Source organism: Winogradskyella sp. PC-19 (assembly GCF_002163855.1).
Classification (GTDB): domain Bacteria; phylum Bacteroidota; class Bacteroidia; order Flavobacteriales; family Flavobacteriaceae; genus Winogradskyella.
Genome location: NZ_CP019332.1, coordinates 2626732 through 2641897, shown reverse-complemented (window position 1 = coordinate 2641897; position 15166 = coordinate 2626732). Strand labels below are relative to the sequence as shown.

The window sequence follows — 15166 nt, the reverse complement described above, 5'->3', positions numbered from 1 at the left end:
ATGCAATTAAACATTGTCCTTATAGAACCCGAAATACCAAACAATACAGGCAATATTGGTCGTTTAGCTTTAGCTACAGGTTCGCGTTTACATTTAGTTAAACCATTTGGATTTGAAATTGATGATAAACGTCTCAAACGCGCTGGTCTAGACTATTGGCAGCATTTAGAAGTTATATATTACGAGAATATTGAAGAATTTTTCTCTAAAAATACAGATAACAATATGGTGTTTTTAAGCAGTCATGGCACACAATCGCATTGGGATATTAATTTTGAAGATGATATGTTTTTGGTATTTGGAAAGGAATCTGTAGGGCTGTCTAAAGAGATAACGTCTAAATATTCTGAAGCTTTATTCAAAATACCGATGTACAGTGAACACATTAGAAGTCTTAATCTTGCAAATGCTGTAAGTATAATTACTTACGAAGGCTTAAGGCAATTAAATAGCTAGTATTATTGCAAATACGCAAAGTATCTCATAAGGTTTTGTAACTTAGAGTAAGCTAAAACTTTGAGCACTACAAAAGCATATAATTTTATTTGGGAATATATTCAAATTGCATTCGGAATTATCTTAGCAAGTATTGGTTTAAAAGCTTTTTTATTACCTAATGGGTTTTTAGATGGTGGCGTCACTGGTATTGCACTTTTGGTTAATTCATTTGTTGATATAAATATTTCTTTACTCTTACTTATCTTCAGTATTCCGCTTTTGGTATTAGGTTATTTCACAGTGTCAAAACGCATTGTCGTAAAGTCAATAATTAGTATTCTAGGACTTGCCCTATTTATTCATTTTGAAAATTTTGGCACAATAACAGAAGATAAACTTTTGATTTCAATATTCGGTGGTCTTTTCCTTGGTGCTGGTATTGGTATTGCTATTAGAAACGGTTCTGTATTAGATGGTTCAGAGATTTTAGGTGTTTATTTAAATGATAAATTTGGTTTTAGCATAGGTCAGATTATTCTAATATTCAATATCATTTTATTCGGTATTACAGCTTATGTAATTTCAATAGAAGTGGCGTTATATTCGATTTTGACATATATCGTAACAGCAAAAGTGACTGATTTGACTATTGAAGGTTTCGAGGATTTTATCGGGGTTACCATAGTATCAAAACAATACCATCTTATTGAAGATGCTATTATGAAAGAATTAGGTGTTGGTATGACGCTCTATCGTGGCACTCGTGGTGTCGGAAATTCAGGAAAGCAAGTCGATTTTGATATTATTCATACCATAATTAACCGTATTGACATAAAACGAATGCACCGAATTATTAATAGAATTGACAGTGAAGCGTTTGTTGTAGAATTTGACGTTAATAATGTAAAAGGTGGTGTTTTACGTCATTATTTAGATAAAAAGAAAAATAAAGTCTTACCTAAAATCTAACGACGCTTTTCTAACATACTCAAGTACATTTTTTCCACCTTAGTTCGTGCCCATGGTGTACGTCTCAAAAATTTTAAACTCGACTTTACAGATGGGTCATGTGTAAAGCATCGAATATTAATCTCGTAACCCATATATTCCCAACCATAATGCGCTACTAAATCTTCAATAATTTGTTGAAGTTTAATACCATGAAGTGGATTATTTGGTTGTGATGTCATTTTACAATTTTTCTACTATTGCTTTAATCTTAACTGCCTTTTCAAAATGGTCTAACTCATGAGTTTTTATCCACCAAGTAGCAGCTTCAAATAATAACTTAGGATTATCGTTTTTATTTTTGAAAAACGCATAAAACGATACTCCAACATTATCGCCTTTTGTTGCAATCTTCAGATTACAAACCTCAATAATTTTATTTTTTAAAGCTGGAGTCATTATTAATTTCTATTATCGTTATTTCGTCTTCTATTGCGATTTCTATTCCTATTAGAATTTCTTGAGTTAGAACCACCTTCTGTTTTTGGCTTCTGACGTCTGTTTCCAGAATTTCTGTTTCTATTCTGACCAGGTTTAATTGGCTCAGTCGAAGCATTTGGGTCAGGTTCAAAACCTTCAATAATTTCAACTGGTATTTTCTGAGCAATTAACTTTTCAATACCTTTTAAATAAGAAGTTTCATCTGCACTTACTAAGGATAATGCTTCTCCACTTGCTCCTGCTCTACCTGTACGACCAATTCTGTGTACATAATCTTCAGAGATATTAGGCAATTCAAAATTCACAACATGTGGTAATAACGGAATATCCAATCCACGCGCTGCAATATCAGTTGCTACTAAAACTCTAACTTTTCCGCTTTTAAAACCAGCTAGCGCTTTTGTTCGCGCACCTTGGCTTTTATTACCATGAATGGCAGCTGCTGTAATACCAGAACTAACCATTTTTTTTGTCAACCGATTAGCACCATGTTTAGTTCTTGTAAACACAAGTACTTGTTGCCAATCGCCTTCTGATATAAGTTTAATTATTAAACCTGTCTTCTTGGTTTTTGCAACACGATATACTTTTTGTTCAATAACTTCAACAGCAGTATTTTCTGGTGTAGCTTCTACTTGTACTGGATTATTTAATATTGAATACGCTAATTTTTTAATATCCTTAGAAAACGTTGCAGAAAACATAAGGTTCTGACGCTTATTAGGAATAAGTTTCATTACACGTTCTATATCTCTTAAAAAACCCATATCTAGCATACGGTCAGCTTCGTCTAAGACAAAAATCTCAACGCGTTTTAAGGATAATAAACCTTGGTTTTCTAAATCTATTAAACGACCTGGAGTCGCTACCAAAACATCTATTCCACGTCTTATCGTTGCAACTTGAGGCTTTTGGTTGACACCTCCAAAAATCACAGCACTACGTATATCTAAAAATTCTGAATATTCTTTTACATTGGCGTAAACTTGTGCTGCTAACTCTCTTGTCGGTGTGAGTATTAAAGCACGTATAGGTCTATTTCGTTGAGACTGTTGTTGTGTTAAATTATGTAATAGTGGTAATGTAAAGCCTGCTGTTTTTCCTGTTCCTGTTTGTGCAGACGCTAATACATCTTTACCTTCTAAAACTGGCGGTATAGCTTTTGCTTGTATTGGTGATGGTGTTTCGTACCCTTTTTTTGAAATAGCACGTAATAAAGGCTCAGATAAGCCTAAGGATTTAAATGACATATATAAAGTTTTTGAAGCAAACTCTATTTATTTAGGTCACTCCTTTGATTGGCGCGAAGATACTGTTAATTACAGTATGGACTAACTTTTATTACTTATTCTTAAAATTCAAAAAAGGATTCTTCTTTCTATTTATAAAAGCATGAATCGCAGAGTTTAACAACAAAATCGTCGCACTTACAAAAGCAATACTTGAAATTGTAGTATTAACATCGGTATTGGCATTAGCAATACCTAACAAAGCCCAAGCACCTACCAATGCAAACTCTCGCATGTTACGTTTCCAAGTAGCAGCAAGATTAATTATTACTGCGATAACAATCATAATAATAGTCCAAGTAATATCAGAAATTCCAAAACCATTCCAATCAATTTTTATAAGATATGTTGACACATTGGCAATACTAGCAACAGTGACCCAACCACTATAAATTACAAACGGCCACCATACAAAAGCAATGATTGAAAAACGCTCATCATCTAACTCCATACGATTATTCCACACAATTTTTAATAAAGAAAAAAGTAATAAAAAGATAAAGACACATGACAAACCTGTATACTCATATATCCATGCAAATACCCATAAGCAATTGAATACACAGCTTAGTATAAACCACCAACCTATTTTAAGCACAAAACTATTATCATTTGTTTTAACAAATAGGCTTCTACCTTGATAAATAACAAACCCTAAAAGTAAAAGATAGATAATACCCCAAATGGCAAATGTATATCCTGCTGGCGTAAACAAAGACCTATAACTATCTGACACTTCACCAATCGTTGTATTATTCAAAACACCTGTATTAGACAAATAATTGATAAATACTGTAAAGACAAATGCGACTCCATTAGCTATTTGTAATGCTTGTTTCATATTGTTTTTTATTTTACTGAAATACTATAGTTGTTTTAACAGTTGCTCAACTTCATTTATTGTTTGTCGAAACAATCTACGATTAGGCTTTGTCATATGCTTTGCTTCGCTACTAATATCTATGAGTATAGACTTGCCATCTTCTTTTCTATTATTTTCAAGATAAAACTTAGCTAACTCTAAACGTTCATTATAATTAGAATACGGTCTGTCAATTTCTTTTAACTGAACTTCAGCAGCTTCAAGTTGTCCTTTTTCTCTTAATGCTAATCCGTAGTAAAACTGCTGAACAGAACCCTTGAATTCGGGTTTAGCTTTTATCTTTTCAACATGGTAAATGACATTTTCAAAATCTTTCAATTGAAAATAACACAAAATTAATTGTTGATGTGAATATGTCGCATTCTGAACTTCATCTTCTAAGGTCTTCTTATAATTAGAAATCGAATTTTGGTAGGCTTTGATTTCAAAATAAGCATCTGCTAAATCTATACGATTAGTATAGGTATCTGTAAATTCGATCTTCTTTTCTAGGTCTTTTATTTTCTTAGTCGGATTAACTATTGATGTGATTTCTTTCTGAAAAGTATCAACATCTCTTGTTGTCAAGACCTGAGTGATAATATAAAATACACCTCCTAAAACTGGGATAAAAAAAATCACAAAGAACCAATAATAGGGCTTGTGATTTTTATATATATGATAAAGGCAAAAAACCTGTAGAGCAATAAGTAAATAATAGTGCATCGATTAATATTGATGCTTAAATATAGAAACTATCTCACAAAAACCAACTCGTTATCGGAAGATAATTCCTCACTAAAACCATAGTTATCGAGGTTAAAACCTTTAATATCTTCTAAAGTCTTAGCATCTGTATCAATGATATAACGCGTCATTAAACCACGTGCTAACTTTGCAAAAATGGCTATCGTCTTATACTTATCGCCTTTAAATTCTTTAAAATTAATAGTAATCACAGGTACTTTTAAGGCTTTTGTATCTATAGCTTTAAAGTACTCGTTACTGGCTAGGTTTAAAAACAATTCGTTGTCTTCTAACTCATCGTTTAGTGATTGTGTAACCTTCTTTCTCCAGAATTCATACAAGTTTTTATTTTTACCTACCGGAAATTTTGTTCCCATTTCTAAACGATAAGGTTGTATCAAATCCAATGGCTTTAAAATTCCATATAATCCTGAAATGATTCTTACTGTATCTTCAACTTTATCTAATTTCTTGGTATCAATAGTATATGCATCTAATCCACGATACACATCACCATTAAACGCATAAACTGCTGGGCGTGCATTATCTGAAGTAAATGGTAATGACCAATCTTGGTTGCGCTCGTAGTTAAGCTGGCCTAAATTGTCAGAAATATGCATGAGTTTAGATAACGCTTTTGGAGATTTCTTTTTTAATAATTTATTGATGCGCTCTGCCTCTGCCAAAAAGCAACTTTCGGTTGTTTTTGGTGTTGGGAGTTTACTATCAAAATCTAAAGATTTTGCTGGAGATAATACTAACTTCATAACTAATTCTTTTTCTGAATCAAAGTTACAACGTCAATACAAGAATTAAAATAAGATTTAAGAATAATTGCGAATACTACTATTAGTTTTCTTGATGCTTTGCATAATGTCTCCACTTTTCGATACACTGTTGCATATCTTTAGGAACATCTGTATTAAAGCTCATCTGCTTTCCTGTAACTGGATGCTCAAACCCTAAAGTCTTGGCATGTAAGGCTTGTCGTGGTAACACTTTAAAGCAGTTACTTACAAACTGTTTGTATTTGGTAAATGTCGTGCCCTTAAGGATTAAATTTCCTCCATAACGTTCATCGTTAAAAAGCGTATGACCAATATGCTTCATGTGCACACGGATTTGATGTGTACGACCAGTTTCTAGCTTACAACTTAATAGCGTGACATAACCTAAGCGTTCGATGACCTTGTAATGCGTTACAGCAGGTTTGCCTTTGTTAATATCATCACCTTCATAGACTGTGTTCTGTAAACGATTTTTAGGGTGACGACCAATATGGCCTTCGACAGTACCTTGGTCTTCTTTTACATTTCCCCAAACAATGGCTACATATTCACGCTCACTAGTTTTATCCTTAAACTGTTTTGACAAATGTGCCATAGCATGTTCTGTCTTTGCCACTACAAGTAAGCCACTGGTGTCTTTGTCAATTCGGTGCACCAAGCCAGGTCGGTCACTAGAGTTTTTTGGTAAGTTTTCGAAATGAAAAATCAGTGCGTTGATTAATGTACCTGAATAATTTCCGTGACCAGGATGTACAACAATACCTGCTGGTTTATTAACTACTAACAAGTCATCATCTTCGTAAACAATATCTAGAGGCATGTCTTCGCCGACCAGTAAATTTTCAAATGGCGGATGTTCAAACTTTACACGAATAACATCAAATGGCTTGACTTTGTAATTTGACTTTACAGCAACATCATTTACAAAAATACTTCCGTCTTTTGCAGCAGCTTGTATTTTGTTACGCGTAGCATTCTCGATAAAATTCATCAAGTATTTGTCAATACGAAGTGGATTTTGACCTTTATCTACAACGATTTTATGATGCTCATATAAATCATTATTGGGCGGAAGTTCTGGAGTTGTATCCATATTTTAATTTGAAGCTCGATTACCATTACCTAAAACCAAATCGATTTTTGTTGTTAATGGTAGCTTATCTCCAACTTTGATGTTTTTACCGTTATGTTTAATACCTAAGACAACGTCTTTACCGATATTATCTATATAAGTAGTTTCACCTACTTTAAAGCCAAGAGCTTCAAGCGTAGGTTTTGCTTGTCTATATGTTCTTCTCATAATTGCTGGCACTGCAACCTTACGATAACCTGACGGATTAAGTGTGAGATATATTTTTCTGTTTTCTTTGACTTGCGATCCTGCACTTGGGTCCTGTTCTATTACAGAAAACTTCGGATAATTAGGATTAAAATTTGCCGAATCTTGGATTTCCATAGCTAGTTCTTTGTCATCCAACTCAATCTTAACTGTTTCTAAAGACTTTCCCTTAAGGTCAGGCACGGTAACAAATTCGCCATTATTTGTTGTAACATCAAGCCATTTTAGAATCAAAAAACAAAAAACTACAACAGCAACCACTGCTAAAGCTAATTGCTTAAAAAACACTTTACTCGTCAAGAATTTAATAATACTCATGCTATAAAAATTGTTCACAAAACTAATGAAAATAGTAGTTTGTAGTTTATGGATTTTGTTTTTTTATATACGCTTGTAATTTACAAATCGATTTTTGTTCGTGAAAAAAAATTATTAATACATTTACATAACACAAATTTCATAAGGTTATTATGCTGAAGAATATTGCAATTATTATGGGTGGTTACTCAAGTGAGTATCAAATTTCGCTAAAAAGCGGCAGCATGGTTTATGATACTTTAGACCGAAATAAATATACACCTTATGCCATACACATTTTTAAAAACAAATGGGTTTATGTTGCCGAAAATAACGAAGAAACACCAATAAACAAAGATGATTTTTCAGTATTAATCGATGGTAAAAAGGTAACGTTTGATTGTGTTTTTAACGCTATTCATGGCTCTCCAGGTGAAGATGGTTTTATGCAAGGTTATTTTGAATTACTTGGTATTGCTCAAACCAGTTGTAACATGTATCAAGCAGCATTGACCTTTAATAAACGTGACTTACTTGCAAGTTTAAAACCATTTGGCATTAAAACTGCTGAGAGTTATTATCTAAACCTTGGAGACACAATTGATGAATCAGCTATTGTAAAAAAAGTTGGTTTACCCTGTTTTGTCAAAGCAAACAAAGCTGGTAGTAGTTTTGGAATTTCTAAAGTTTACAAAGCAGAAGATTTAAAAGCTGCAATACAAAATTCTTTTGAAGAAGACGACGAGATTATTATTGAGCAATTTTTAGATGGTGTAGAAGTTTCTGTAGGTGTGATTTCTTATAAGGGTAAAACCAAAGTATTACCTATTACCGAAATCGTTTCTGAAAATGATTTCTTTGATTACCAAGCCAAATACGAAGGCAAGTCTCAAGAAATAACACCAGCTCGTATCTCAGAGGATTACGAGAACAAAGTTCGTACGGAAGCTAAAAAAATATATGAAACACTAAAAATGAGTGGTTTTAGTCGCAGCGAATTTATTTTTAAAGACGACGAACCGTACTTATTAGAAGTCAATACTGTTCCAGGTCTTACAAAAGAAAGTATTTTACCACAGCAAGCAGCTGCCGCAGGTATTTTACTTAATGATTTGTTCGGTAATGCTATCGAAGAGGCAATGACTAAATAATGTCTATATTTAAGGCTATATAACTAACTAATCATCAAATTATAATGGTATTCTACGGAACAAATTCATCCAGACTAAAAGACGGAAAATTAAGTAATGTAAATTGTCCAAACTGTAATGAACAAACATCAATGACTTACAGTGTTTTCGGTAAATACGCTTACATATATTGGATTCCGATTTTTCCATTAGGAAAAGTAAACGTCTTAGAATGCGACAATTGTAAACGCACATATAAACTCAAAGAATTACCTCAGCAAATTCAGCAAAAATTTGATTTAGAAAAACATCGAGGAGTTCCTATAAAACACTTTGCTGGTATAGGAATAATTGGTGCTTTGGTTGCTTGGTTTTCTTACTCAAATGCTCAAGATAAAAAGAACGAAGCAATTTATATACAATCACCTCAAGTCGGAGACATATATAGTATAACAGGTAGTACTTCTGGATTTTACACTACTGCAAAAGTTAGTGCTATTGAAGCTGATAGTATATTCTTAACTTTTAACGATTATGAAGTCGATAAAAAATCGGGGATTAATGATATCGACAAATCAGTAAATTATCAAGAAGAAAATACAGAAGGTTATTTGACCGAAGAGATACAAAGCCTATATGCTGAAGAGTTCATCTTTGAAATAGACAGAGATTAATTTTTAGAGTTATCTTTGTAAAGCTTATAAACCAAAACAGCGCTTAATTTAGTATCAACTAGTATGAAACGAGCAATTTTCCCAGGTTCTTTTGACCCAATTACTTTAGGGCACTACGACATCATAAATCGCGGTATTAAACTTTTTGATGAAGTTGTTGTAGCTATTGGAGTAAATGCTGAAAAAAAATACATGTTTTCTCTAGAAGAACGAAAAGTATTTATCGAGCAATCTTTTAAAAATGAACCTAAAGTCAAGGTGGTTACTTATAAGGGATTAACTATCGATTTTTGTAAAGAAATTAATGCCGAATTTATTTTAAGAGGCTTAAGGAATCCTGCAGATTTTGAGTTTGAAAAAGCTATTGCTCACACTAATAGAAAGCTCTCAAAAATCGAAACAGTTTTCCTACTAACTGCTGCTAACACCTCATATATTTCATCATCAATAGTTAGAGATGTAATTCGAAATAACGGAGACTACACAAAATTAGTGCCTGAAAGTGTTGCGATTAAAAAGTAATATGAGAATATTTTATTGAAATATTTTTTTGTTGCTTTTTTAATTTTAAAACAAACTTTTTATGAGATTCTGATTCTGGATTAAACGGTTTATGTGCCAAGCCTTTTTGAATGATTTCAACCTCATCCATTAATTGATTGGCTCCCACAGAAATACATACTTTTCTGAATTTCTCCCAAATATAATTTACAGCTGTTTGATTTGGATGCAGCATATCTTCATTGTAAAACCTATAATCTCGAAGCTCATCCATCATAATTTCGTAAGAAGGAAAATAATTTAGATTTCTTGGCTCTCTTCTAAGTGATAGTAGATTATGAATGGCAGTTATTAAATGTGCTTTGCTTAGCGTATTTTCTACAAAACCGTCCTTAACATGTCTAACAGGAGAAACCGTAAAAATGAAATTGACATCTGGGTTGACAGATTTAACAAGACTAATTATTGCATCAAGTGATTCCGTAATCTGTTCTACAGAAAGTAACTCCTTTAAAAACTTTTTCTGCGGCACTTTATGACAATTAGCAACAAATTTATCGTTCTCAATAAAACGATATACCCAAGCAGTACCTAGAGTAATTACAATATGTTTAGCCTCACTAAGAAACTTATGTGTTATAGAAATTGAATTATTAAGTTGACTTAATAAATGATTTTTATCTGAGTTACTGAATTTTGAGTGTGCATCAAAACAATGCCATTGCTCATTCTGAAAAAAAATGTCTTCTTCTGCAAACTTTTTTTGATTAATAGCATCTGTAATCAATCGTTCGATAGCTACAGGATGAAACTGTATACCAAAAGGATTTTGTAAACTTTGAAATTTAAAATACTGAAATTTATCTCCAATGTTTTCAGAAAAACAGGAACCCAACAATACTACTTTAGAGTTATAATCTATCTGATTAAAACGTTGTGGTTTAAGTGGTATTTTGGTTTGAAGATTCATATATCAAAAAATACTACTCGATATATGACTTAACAGCATCAAGCGCAGCATCAATCCCATCAGGATTTTTACCACCAGCAGTTGCAAAAAATGGCTGACCGCCACCACCGCCTTGAATATGCTTTCCAAGCTCTCTAACGATTGTACCTGCATTAAAACCTTTACTTGTCACCAATTCCTTTGATATATAACAAGAAAGAATTGCCTTTCCGTTGGCCTGGCTTCCAAATAATAAAAAGAGGTTATCAGTATTCTGACCTAACTCAAAACATAAATCTTTAATTCCGCCAGCATCTAAATCTACTTTTTTAGCTAAAAACTGAACACCATTTACCTCGGAAATTTCATTTTTTAAATCGCCTTTTAGATTTTTGGTCTTATCCTTTAAAAGTTGTTCAACTTGCTTTTTTAAATCGTTATTTTCAGCTTGTAAACTCTGTAATGCTTTAACTGGTTCTTGTGCGTTATTGAGCATGTCTTTCATTTCAAAATACGCTCGGTTATTCTCAAAATAAAAATCCTTAACCGCATCGTTAGTTATGGCTTCAATACGCCTAATACCCGATGCAACAGCACCTTCAGAGCGGATTTTAAAATGCCAGATATCACTTGTGTTATTTACGTGTGTTCCACCACATAATTCAATAGACTGTCCAAACTTTATAGTTCTTACTGTATCGCCATATTTTTCACCAAATAATGCCATAGCACCATCTTCAATAGCTTTTTCCATTGGCACATTTCTGCTCTCTTCTAAAGACAGCTTACCTACGATACGTGCATTTACAAAATTCTCGACATCTCTAAGTTGCTCAACGGTCAGTTTAGAAAAATGTGAGAAATCAAAACGTAGATATTTAGAATGTACTGCAGATCCTTTTTGCTCTACATGCTCGCCTAAAATCTCTCTAAGTGCTTGATGTAATAAATGTGTAGCAGTATGATTACATTCGGTTCTATGACGCTGTTTTTGATCTACAACAGCTTTAAACACTTCATTTAAATGATCTGGTAAATTTTTAGCAAAATGAATAATCTCATTATTCTCTTTCTTTGTATCTACAATGTATACAACATCGCCATGGGTATCTTGTAAATAGCCTTTATCGCCAACTTGACCGCCACCTTCAGCATAAAATGGTGTTAGATTGAATACTAACTGATACATTTCGCCATCTTTTTTAGAGGTTACTTTCCGGTATTTAGTAATCTTAACATTAGCGTCAAGTGCGTCGTAACCTATAAATTCTTGCTCTGTGTCGTTATCTAAAACAGTCCAATCATCTGTAGACATTTCTCCCGCTTTTCGCGAACGGTTTTTCTGTTCTTCAAGATATTTTTCGAAACCTTGTTGGTCTAATTTTAAATTCTTTTCTGAGAGAATCAACGCCGTTAAATCTATCGGGAAACCATACGTATCATACAACTCAAATGCTTTTTCGCCAGAAATTGTGTCTCCTTTTGTTTCTTCAACTATCCGATTCAATAGAATTAAACCTTGTTCTAAAGTTCTTAAAAAAGACGCTTCTTCTTCTTTAATGACATTTTCAATCAAATGTTTTTGAGCTTTCAATTCAGGAAAAGCTTTTCCCATTTTTTTACTCAAAACGTCAACTAATCTGTATATAAACGGTTCTTTAGTATCTAAAAAAGTAAAGCCATATCTGATAGCACGTCTTAAAATACGTCTTATCACATAACCCGCACCTGTATTACTTGGCAATTGGCCGTCGGCAATAGAAAATGCAACTGCTCTAACATGGTCAGAAATAACACGGATAGCAATATCCGTTTCATTATCTTTTCCGTAGTCTGAGTTTGTTATGGCTTCAATCTCACGAATAATTGGTGTAAAAACATCAGTGTCGTAGTTAGACTTTACATCTTGCAAAACCATACATAAACGCTCAAAGCCCATACCTGTATCGATATGCTTGTTAGGAAGATTTTCTAGACTACCATTAGCTTTTCTGTTGTATTGCATGAAAACTAAATTCCATATCTCAACCACATGCGGATGGTCCATGTTTACTAATGACTTACCGTCTACTTTTTCTTTTTCTTCGGCAGAACGGATATCGACATGGATTTCACTACAAGGACCACAAGGACCTTGCTCTCCCATTTCCCAAAAATTGTCCTTTTTATTGCCTTTTAGGATGCGGTCTTCCGCTATGTATTGCTTCCAAATATCATAAGCTTCAGTATCCATTTTAAGGTTGTCATTGTCATCGCTACCTTCAAAAACAGTTACATAAAGTATATCTTTATCAATACCGTAAACTTCAGTCAACAATTCCCAAGCCCAAGCAATAGCTTCTTTTTTAAAGTAATCACCAAAACTCCAATTTCCAAGCATTTCAAATAAGGTATGATGATAGGTATCATAACCCACTTCTTCCAAGTCATTGTGCTTACCAGAAACTCTTAAGCATTTTTGAGTATCAGAAATCCTGTTACTTTTTGGTTTAGAATTCCCTAAAAAATATTCTTTAAACGGTGCCATACCCGAGTTTACAAACATCAACGTTGGGTCATTCTTTAAAACCATTGGAGCCGACGGAACAATTTGATGCTGTTTTTTCTTGAAAAATTCAAGGAATGTATTACGGATATCTTGAGACTTCATTCTTAATAATTTTGCTTCATCTTTTTCGTTATTTATCAGTGATGGCTTCATCTTCAAATTCACCTTAAATACGAAAGTATTTTTATATTTGTATATTGATCTAGTTCGCCACAAAAATAGAACATTTTAAGATATGGCTAAAGTAAAATACTATTACGATTCCGAAACATTATCGTATCGTAAAATAAGACGAAAAAAGCGTACGACTGTAAAGTACGCCTTAGCGTTTATGTTATCTTCAGCTTTATTTGCATTTACCATAGTCATTGGTGGTAGCTACTTTTTTGAATCTCCTAAAGAGCGTGAGCTATCACGAGAGCTTGAAAATATGGAGTTGCAGTACGATTTATTAAACAAACGTATGGATGATGCGATTGCTGTTTTACAAAATATAGAAGAACGAGATAATGCTATTTATCGCCTATATTTTGAAGCAAATCCAATACCAGAAGAACAGCGTCGCGCTGGCTTTGGTGGTATTAACCGTTATAAAAAGTTTGAAGGTTATGATAATTCGGCACTAATAAGAGAAAGTAATAAACGTCTCGATATTTTAGAAAAGGCCATAGTTGTTCAGTCAAAATCGTTAGATGAGATTTCAATTTTAGCAAAAGACAAAGAGAAATTTTTAGAAGCAATTCCAGCCATACAACCCGTAAATAATGAAAATTTAACACGTATGGCGTCTGGTTATGGCTACAGAACTGACCCATTTACCAAAGTGCGCAAATTTCATTATGGTATGGATTTTACGGCACCACGTGGCACTCCAATTTATGCCTCTGGTGATGGTATTGTAAAGCGTGCCGATAATAGTTCTTCGGGATATGGAAAACATATTCGTATAGACCATGGTTATGGTTATGTTTCGCTTTACGCGCATTTATACAAATACAACGTGCGTATTAACCAACGTGTAAAACGTGGTGACCTTATTGGTTTTGTTGGAAGTACAGGACGTTCAGAAGCGCCACACTTACATTATGAAGTTTTTAAAGATGGTGAACGTATCAATCCAATAAATTTCTATTATGGCAATTTATCAGCTACAGAGTTCAGTGAGCTGCTACAAAAAGCGTCATTAGAAAATCAATCTTTAGATTAAAATATGCACATCGATTTACCAGAAAAACGTTATTACGGTATTGGCGAAGTTGCCAAAGCCTTCAATGTAAACACGTCTCTAATTCGTTTTTGGGAAAAAGAATTTGATGTCATTAAACCTAAAAAAAATGCTAAAGGCAATAGAAAATTTACACCAGAAGATATTAAAAACCTTAAGTTTATTTACCACTTGGTAAAAGAACGAGGTTTTACCTTAGAAGGTGCAAAAACCCATATAAAAGAAGATAAACAAGAAGCCTTAAATAACTTTGAAATCATTACAAAACTAGAAGGTATTAAAGCAAAACTCATAAAAATCAAAACACAACTTTAAAAATCAATATCATGAAAAAATGGCTAATCCCTTTAATCGTAATCGCTGTAATTGCATTTGGAATATACAATTGGGCAGTCGGAATAAATAATAGATCTGTTGAATTAGAAGCAAATGCAAAAACAGAATGGGCTGACGTAGAAAGTGCTTATCAAAGAAGAAGCGATTTGTACAGCAGCGTTGTACAAACAGTAAAAAGCTCGGCAGATTTTGAGCGTAAAGTTTTAAATGAAGTTATTGAGGCAAGATCAAAAGCAACATCAGTTAACATTGATGCCAGTAGCTTAACACCTGAAAACATGGAAGCTTTCCAAAAAGCTCAGTCTAATCTTAAAGGCTCATTTAGCCGCTTACTTGCAACATTTGAACGTTATCCTGACCTTAAAACCACGCAACAATTTCGAGATTTTCAAGCGCAACAAGAAGGCACAGAAAACAGAATCAATGTTGCACGAGATCGTTATAATGATGCTGTTAATGAATATGATATTTACACAACAAAATTTCCAAATAAAATTTTAGCTGGCTGGTTTGGCTTTGAAGAAATGCATAGATATAAAGCAGAAGAAGGTTCTGAGAAAGTTCCAAACGTTGAGATTAAATTTGATTAACTAT

General features: G+C 33.3%; 18 protein-coding genes. 8 read left to right on the top strand and 10 right to left on the bottom strand.

The window, feature by feature from the left end:
- Entirely contained in the window at positions 1-456 is a 456-nt protein-coding gene (locus BTO05_RS12170) for a tRNA (cytidine(34)-2'-O)-methyltransferase (RefSeq protein ID WP_087492932.1), read from the top strand.
- Positions 457-516: 60 nt separating this feature from the next.
- Positions 517-1407 carry a YitT family protein gene (locus BTO05_RS12165; protein ID WP_087492931.1) on the top strand — a complete coding sequence of 297 codons (891 nt, stop codon included), beginning with the start codon at positions 517-519 and terminating at the stop codon, positions 1405-1407.
- Here BTO05_RS12165 and BTO05_RS12160 read toward each other — a convergent pair.
- The 8 genes from BTO05_RS12160 to BTO05_RS12125 all read right to left on the bottom strand — a co-directional run bounded on the left by BTO05_RS12160 (position 1404) and on the right by BTO05_RS12125 (position 7230).
- Positions 1404-1628 carry a VF530 family DNA-binding protein gene (locus BTO05_RS12160; protein WP_087492930.1) on the bottom strand — a complete coding sequence of 75 codons (225 nt, stop codon included), beginning with the start codon at positions 1626-1628 and terminating at the stop codon, positions 1404-1406. The genes BTO05_RS12165 and BTO05_RS12160 overlap by 4 nt on opposite strands.
- A gap of 1 nt (position 1629) precedes the next feature.
- Positions 1630-1845, bottom strand: coding sequence for a DUF6500 family protein (locus BTO05_RS12155; protein WP_087492929.1), 216 nt, complete (start codon positions 1843-1845; stop codon positions 1630-1632).
- Positions 1846-1847: 2 nt separating this feature from the next.
- The gene (locus tag BTO05_RS12150; protein ID WP_087492928.1) at positions 1848-3137 is read right to left on the bottom strand and encodes a DEAD/DEAH box helicase; all 1290 of its coding nucleotides are present in this window, start codon (positions 3135-3137) and stop codon (positions 1848-1850) included.
- Between the two features lie 91 nt (positions 3138-3228).
- Positions 3229-4017, bottom strand: coding sequence for a hypothetical protein (locus BTO05_RS12145; RefSeq protein WP_087492927.1), 789 nt, complete (start codon positions 4015-4017; stop codon positions 3229-3231).
- A gap of 24 nt (positions 4018-4041) precedes the next feature.
- Positions 4042-4680: a hypothetical protein gene (locus BTO05_RS12140; protein ID WP_087492926.1), complete on the bottom strand. Its 639-nt coding sequence runs from the start codon at positions 4678-4680 to the stop codon at positions 4042-4044.
- Between the two features lie 113 nt (positions 4681-4793).
- Positions 4794-5552: a peroxide stress protein YaaA gene (gene yaaA, locus BTO05_RS12135; protein WP_087492925.1), complete on the bottom strand. Its 759-nt coding sequence runs from the start codon at positions 5550-5552 to the stop codon at positions 4794-4796.
- An 82-nt stretch (positions 5553-5634) separates the two neighbouring features.
- The gene (locus tag BTO05_RS12130) at positions 5635-6666 is read right to left on the bottom strand and encodes an RluA family pseudouridine synthase (RefSeq protein WP_087492924.1); all 1032 of its coding nucleotides are present in this window, start codon (positions 6664-6666) and stop codon (positions 5635-5637) included.
- Positions 6667-6669: 3 nt separating this feature from the next.
- Entirely contained in the window at positions 6670-7230 is a 561-nt protein-coding gene (locus BTO05_RS12125; protein ID WP_087492923.1) for a PASTA domain-containing protein, read from the bottom strand.
- Between the two features lie 152 nt (positions 7231-7382).
- Here BTO05_RS12125 and BTO05_RS12120 point away from each other — a divergent pair, with 152 nt between their 5' ends.
- From BTO05_RS12120 to coaD, 3 genes are all read left to right on the top strand, one after another.
- Positions 7383-8360: a D-alanine--D-alanine ligase gene (locus tag BTO05_RS12120; RefSeq protein WP_087492922.1), complete on the top strand. Its 978-nt coding sequence runs from the start codon at positions 7383-7385 to the stop codon at positions 8358-8360.
- A gap of 44 nt (positions 8361-8404) precedes the next feature.
- Positions 8405-9013, top strand: a complete 609-nt coding sequence (locus BTO05_RS12115; protein WP_087492921.1) for a zinc-ribbon domain-containing protein — start codon at positions 8405-8407, stop codon at positions 9011-9013.
- Between the two features lie 63 nt (positions 9014-9076).
- Positions 9077-9535 carry a pantetheine-phosphate adenylyltransferase gene (coaD, locus tag BTO05_RS12110; RefSeq protein WP_087492920.1) on the top strand — a complete coding sequence of 153 codons (459 nt, stop codon included), beginning with the start codon at positions 9077-9079 and terminating at the stop codon, positions 9533-9535.
- Here the strand turns inward: coaD and BTO05_RS12105 are convergent.
- Entirely contained in the window at positions 9525-10484 is a 960-nt protein-coding gene (locus tag BTO05_RS12105; RefSeq protein WP_087492919.1) for a GSCFA domain-containing protein, read from the bottom strand. The two genes, coaD and BTO05_RS12105, sit on opposite strands and share 11 nt — an antisense overlap.
- A 13-nt stretch (positions 10485-10497) precedes the next feature.
- Positions 10498-13113, bottom strand: a complete 2616-nt coding sequence (alaS, locus tag BTO05_RS12100) for an alanine--tRNA ligase (protein ID WP_087493358.1) — start codon at positions 13111-13113, stop codon at positions 10498-10500.
- Positions 13114-13246: 133 nt separating this feature from the next.
- Here alaS and BTO05_RS12095 point away from each other — a divergent pair, with 133 nt between their 5' ends.
- Genes BTO05_RS12095 through BTO05_RS12085 form a run of 3 tightly spaced genes read left to right on the top strand, consistent with a single transcriptional unit; the run spans position 13247 to position 15162 of the window.
- A complete protein-coding gene (locus BTO05_RS12095; RefSeq protein ID WP_087492918.1) occupies positions 13247-14218 on the top strand; it encodes a M23 family metallopeptidase in 972 nt (323 codons plus the stop codon).
- Between the two features lie 3 nt (positions 14219-14221).
- Positions 14222-14551, top strand: coding sequence for a MerR family transcriptional regulator (locus BTO05_RS12090; protein WP_087492917.1), 330 nt, complete (start codon positions 14222-14224; stop codon positions 14549-14551).
- An 11-nt stretch (positions 14552-14562) separates the two neighbouring features.
- Complete coding sequence (locus BTO05_RS12085) at positions 14563-15162, top strand: LemA family protein (protein ID WP_087492916.1); 600 nt, start codon at positions 14563-14565, stop codon at positions 15160-15162.
- The last annotated feature ends 4 nt before the right edge of the window (positions 15163-15166 follow it).

What these genes read in the sequence shown, in the direction of transcription:
- BTO05_RS12125 (WP_087492923.1), bottom strand. Translation starts at nt 7,230, where the DNA reads ATGAGTATTATTAAATTCTTGACGAGTAAAGTGTTTTTTAAGCAATTA.
- BTO05_RS12095 (WP_087492918.1), top strand. Translation starts at nt 13,247, where the DNA reads ATGGCTAAAGTAAAATACTATTACGATTCCGAAACATTATCGTATCGT.
- yaaA (WP_087492925.1), bottom strand. Translation starts at nt 5,552, where the DNA reads ATGAAGTTAGTATTATCTCCAGCAAAATCTTTAGATTTTGATAGTAAA.
- BTO05_RS12120 (WP_087492922.1), top strand. Translation starts at nt 7,383, where the DNA reads ATGCTGAAGAATATTGCAATTATTATGGGTGGTTACTCAAGTGAGTAT.
- BTO05_RS12150 (WP_087492928.1), bottom strand. Translation starts at nt 3,137, where the DNA reads ATGTCATTTAAATCCTTAGGCTTATCTGAGCCTTTATTACGTGCTATT.
- BTO05_RS12160 (WP_087492930.1), bottom strand. Translation starts at nt 1,628, where the DNA reads ATGACATCACAACCAAATAATCCACTTCATGGTATTAAACTTCAACAA.
- BTO05_RS12155 (WP_087492929.1), bottom strand. Translation starts at nt 1,845, where the DNA reads ATGACTCCAGCTTTAAAAAATAAAATTATTGAGGTTTGTAATCTGAAG.
- coaD (WP_087492920.1), top strand. Translation starts at nt 9,077, where the DNA reads ATGAAACGAGCAATTTTCCCAGGTTCTTTTGACCCAATTACTTTAGGG.
- BTO05_RS12090 (WP_087492917.1), top strand. Translation starts at nt 14,222, where the DNA reads ATGCACATCGATTTACCAGAAAAACGTTATTACGGTATTGGCGAAGTT.
- alaS (WP_087493358.1), bottom strand. Translation starts at nt 13,113, where the DNA reads ATGAAGTCTCAAGATATCCGTAATACATTCCTTGAATTTTTCAAGAAA.
- BTO05_RS12145 (WP_087492927.1), bottom strand. Translation starts at nt 4,017, where the DNA reads ATGAAACAAGCATTACAAATAGCTAATGGAGTCGCATTTGTCTTTACA.
- BTO05_RS12085 (WP_087492916.1), top strand. Translation starts at nt 14,563, where the DNA reads ATGAAAAAATGGCTAATCCCTTTAATCGTAATCGCTGTAATTGCATTT.
- BTO05_RS12170 (WP_087492932.1), top strand. Translation starts at nt 1, where the DNA reads ATGCAATTAAACATTGTCCTTATAGAACCCGAAATACCAAACAATACA.
- BTO05_RS12115 (WP_087492921.1), top strand. Translation starts at nt 8,405, where the DNA reads ATGGTATTCTACGGAACAAATTCATCCAGACTAAAAGACGGAAAATTA.
- BTO05_RS12105 (WP_087492919.1), bottom strand. Translation starts at nt 10,484, where the DNA reads ATGAATCTTCAAACCAAAATACCACTTAAACCACAACGTTTTAATCAG.
- BTO05_RS12130 (WP_087492924.1), bottom strand. Translation starts at nt 6,666, where the DNA reads ATGGATACAACTCCAGAACTTCCGCCCAATAATGATTTATATGAGCAT.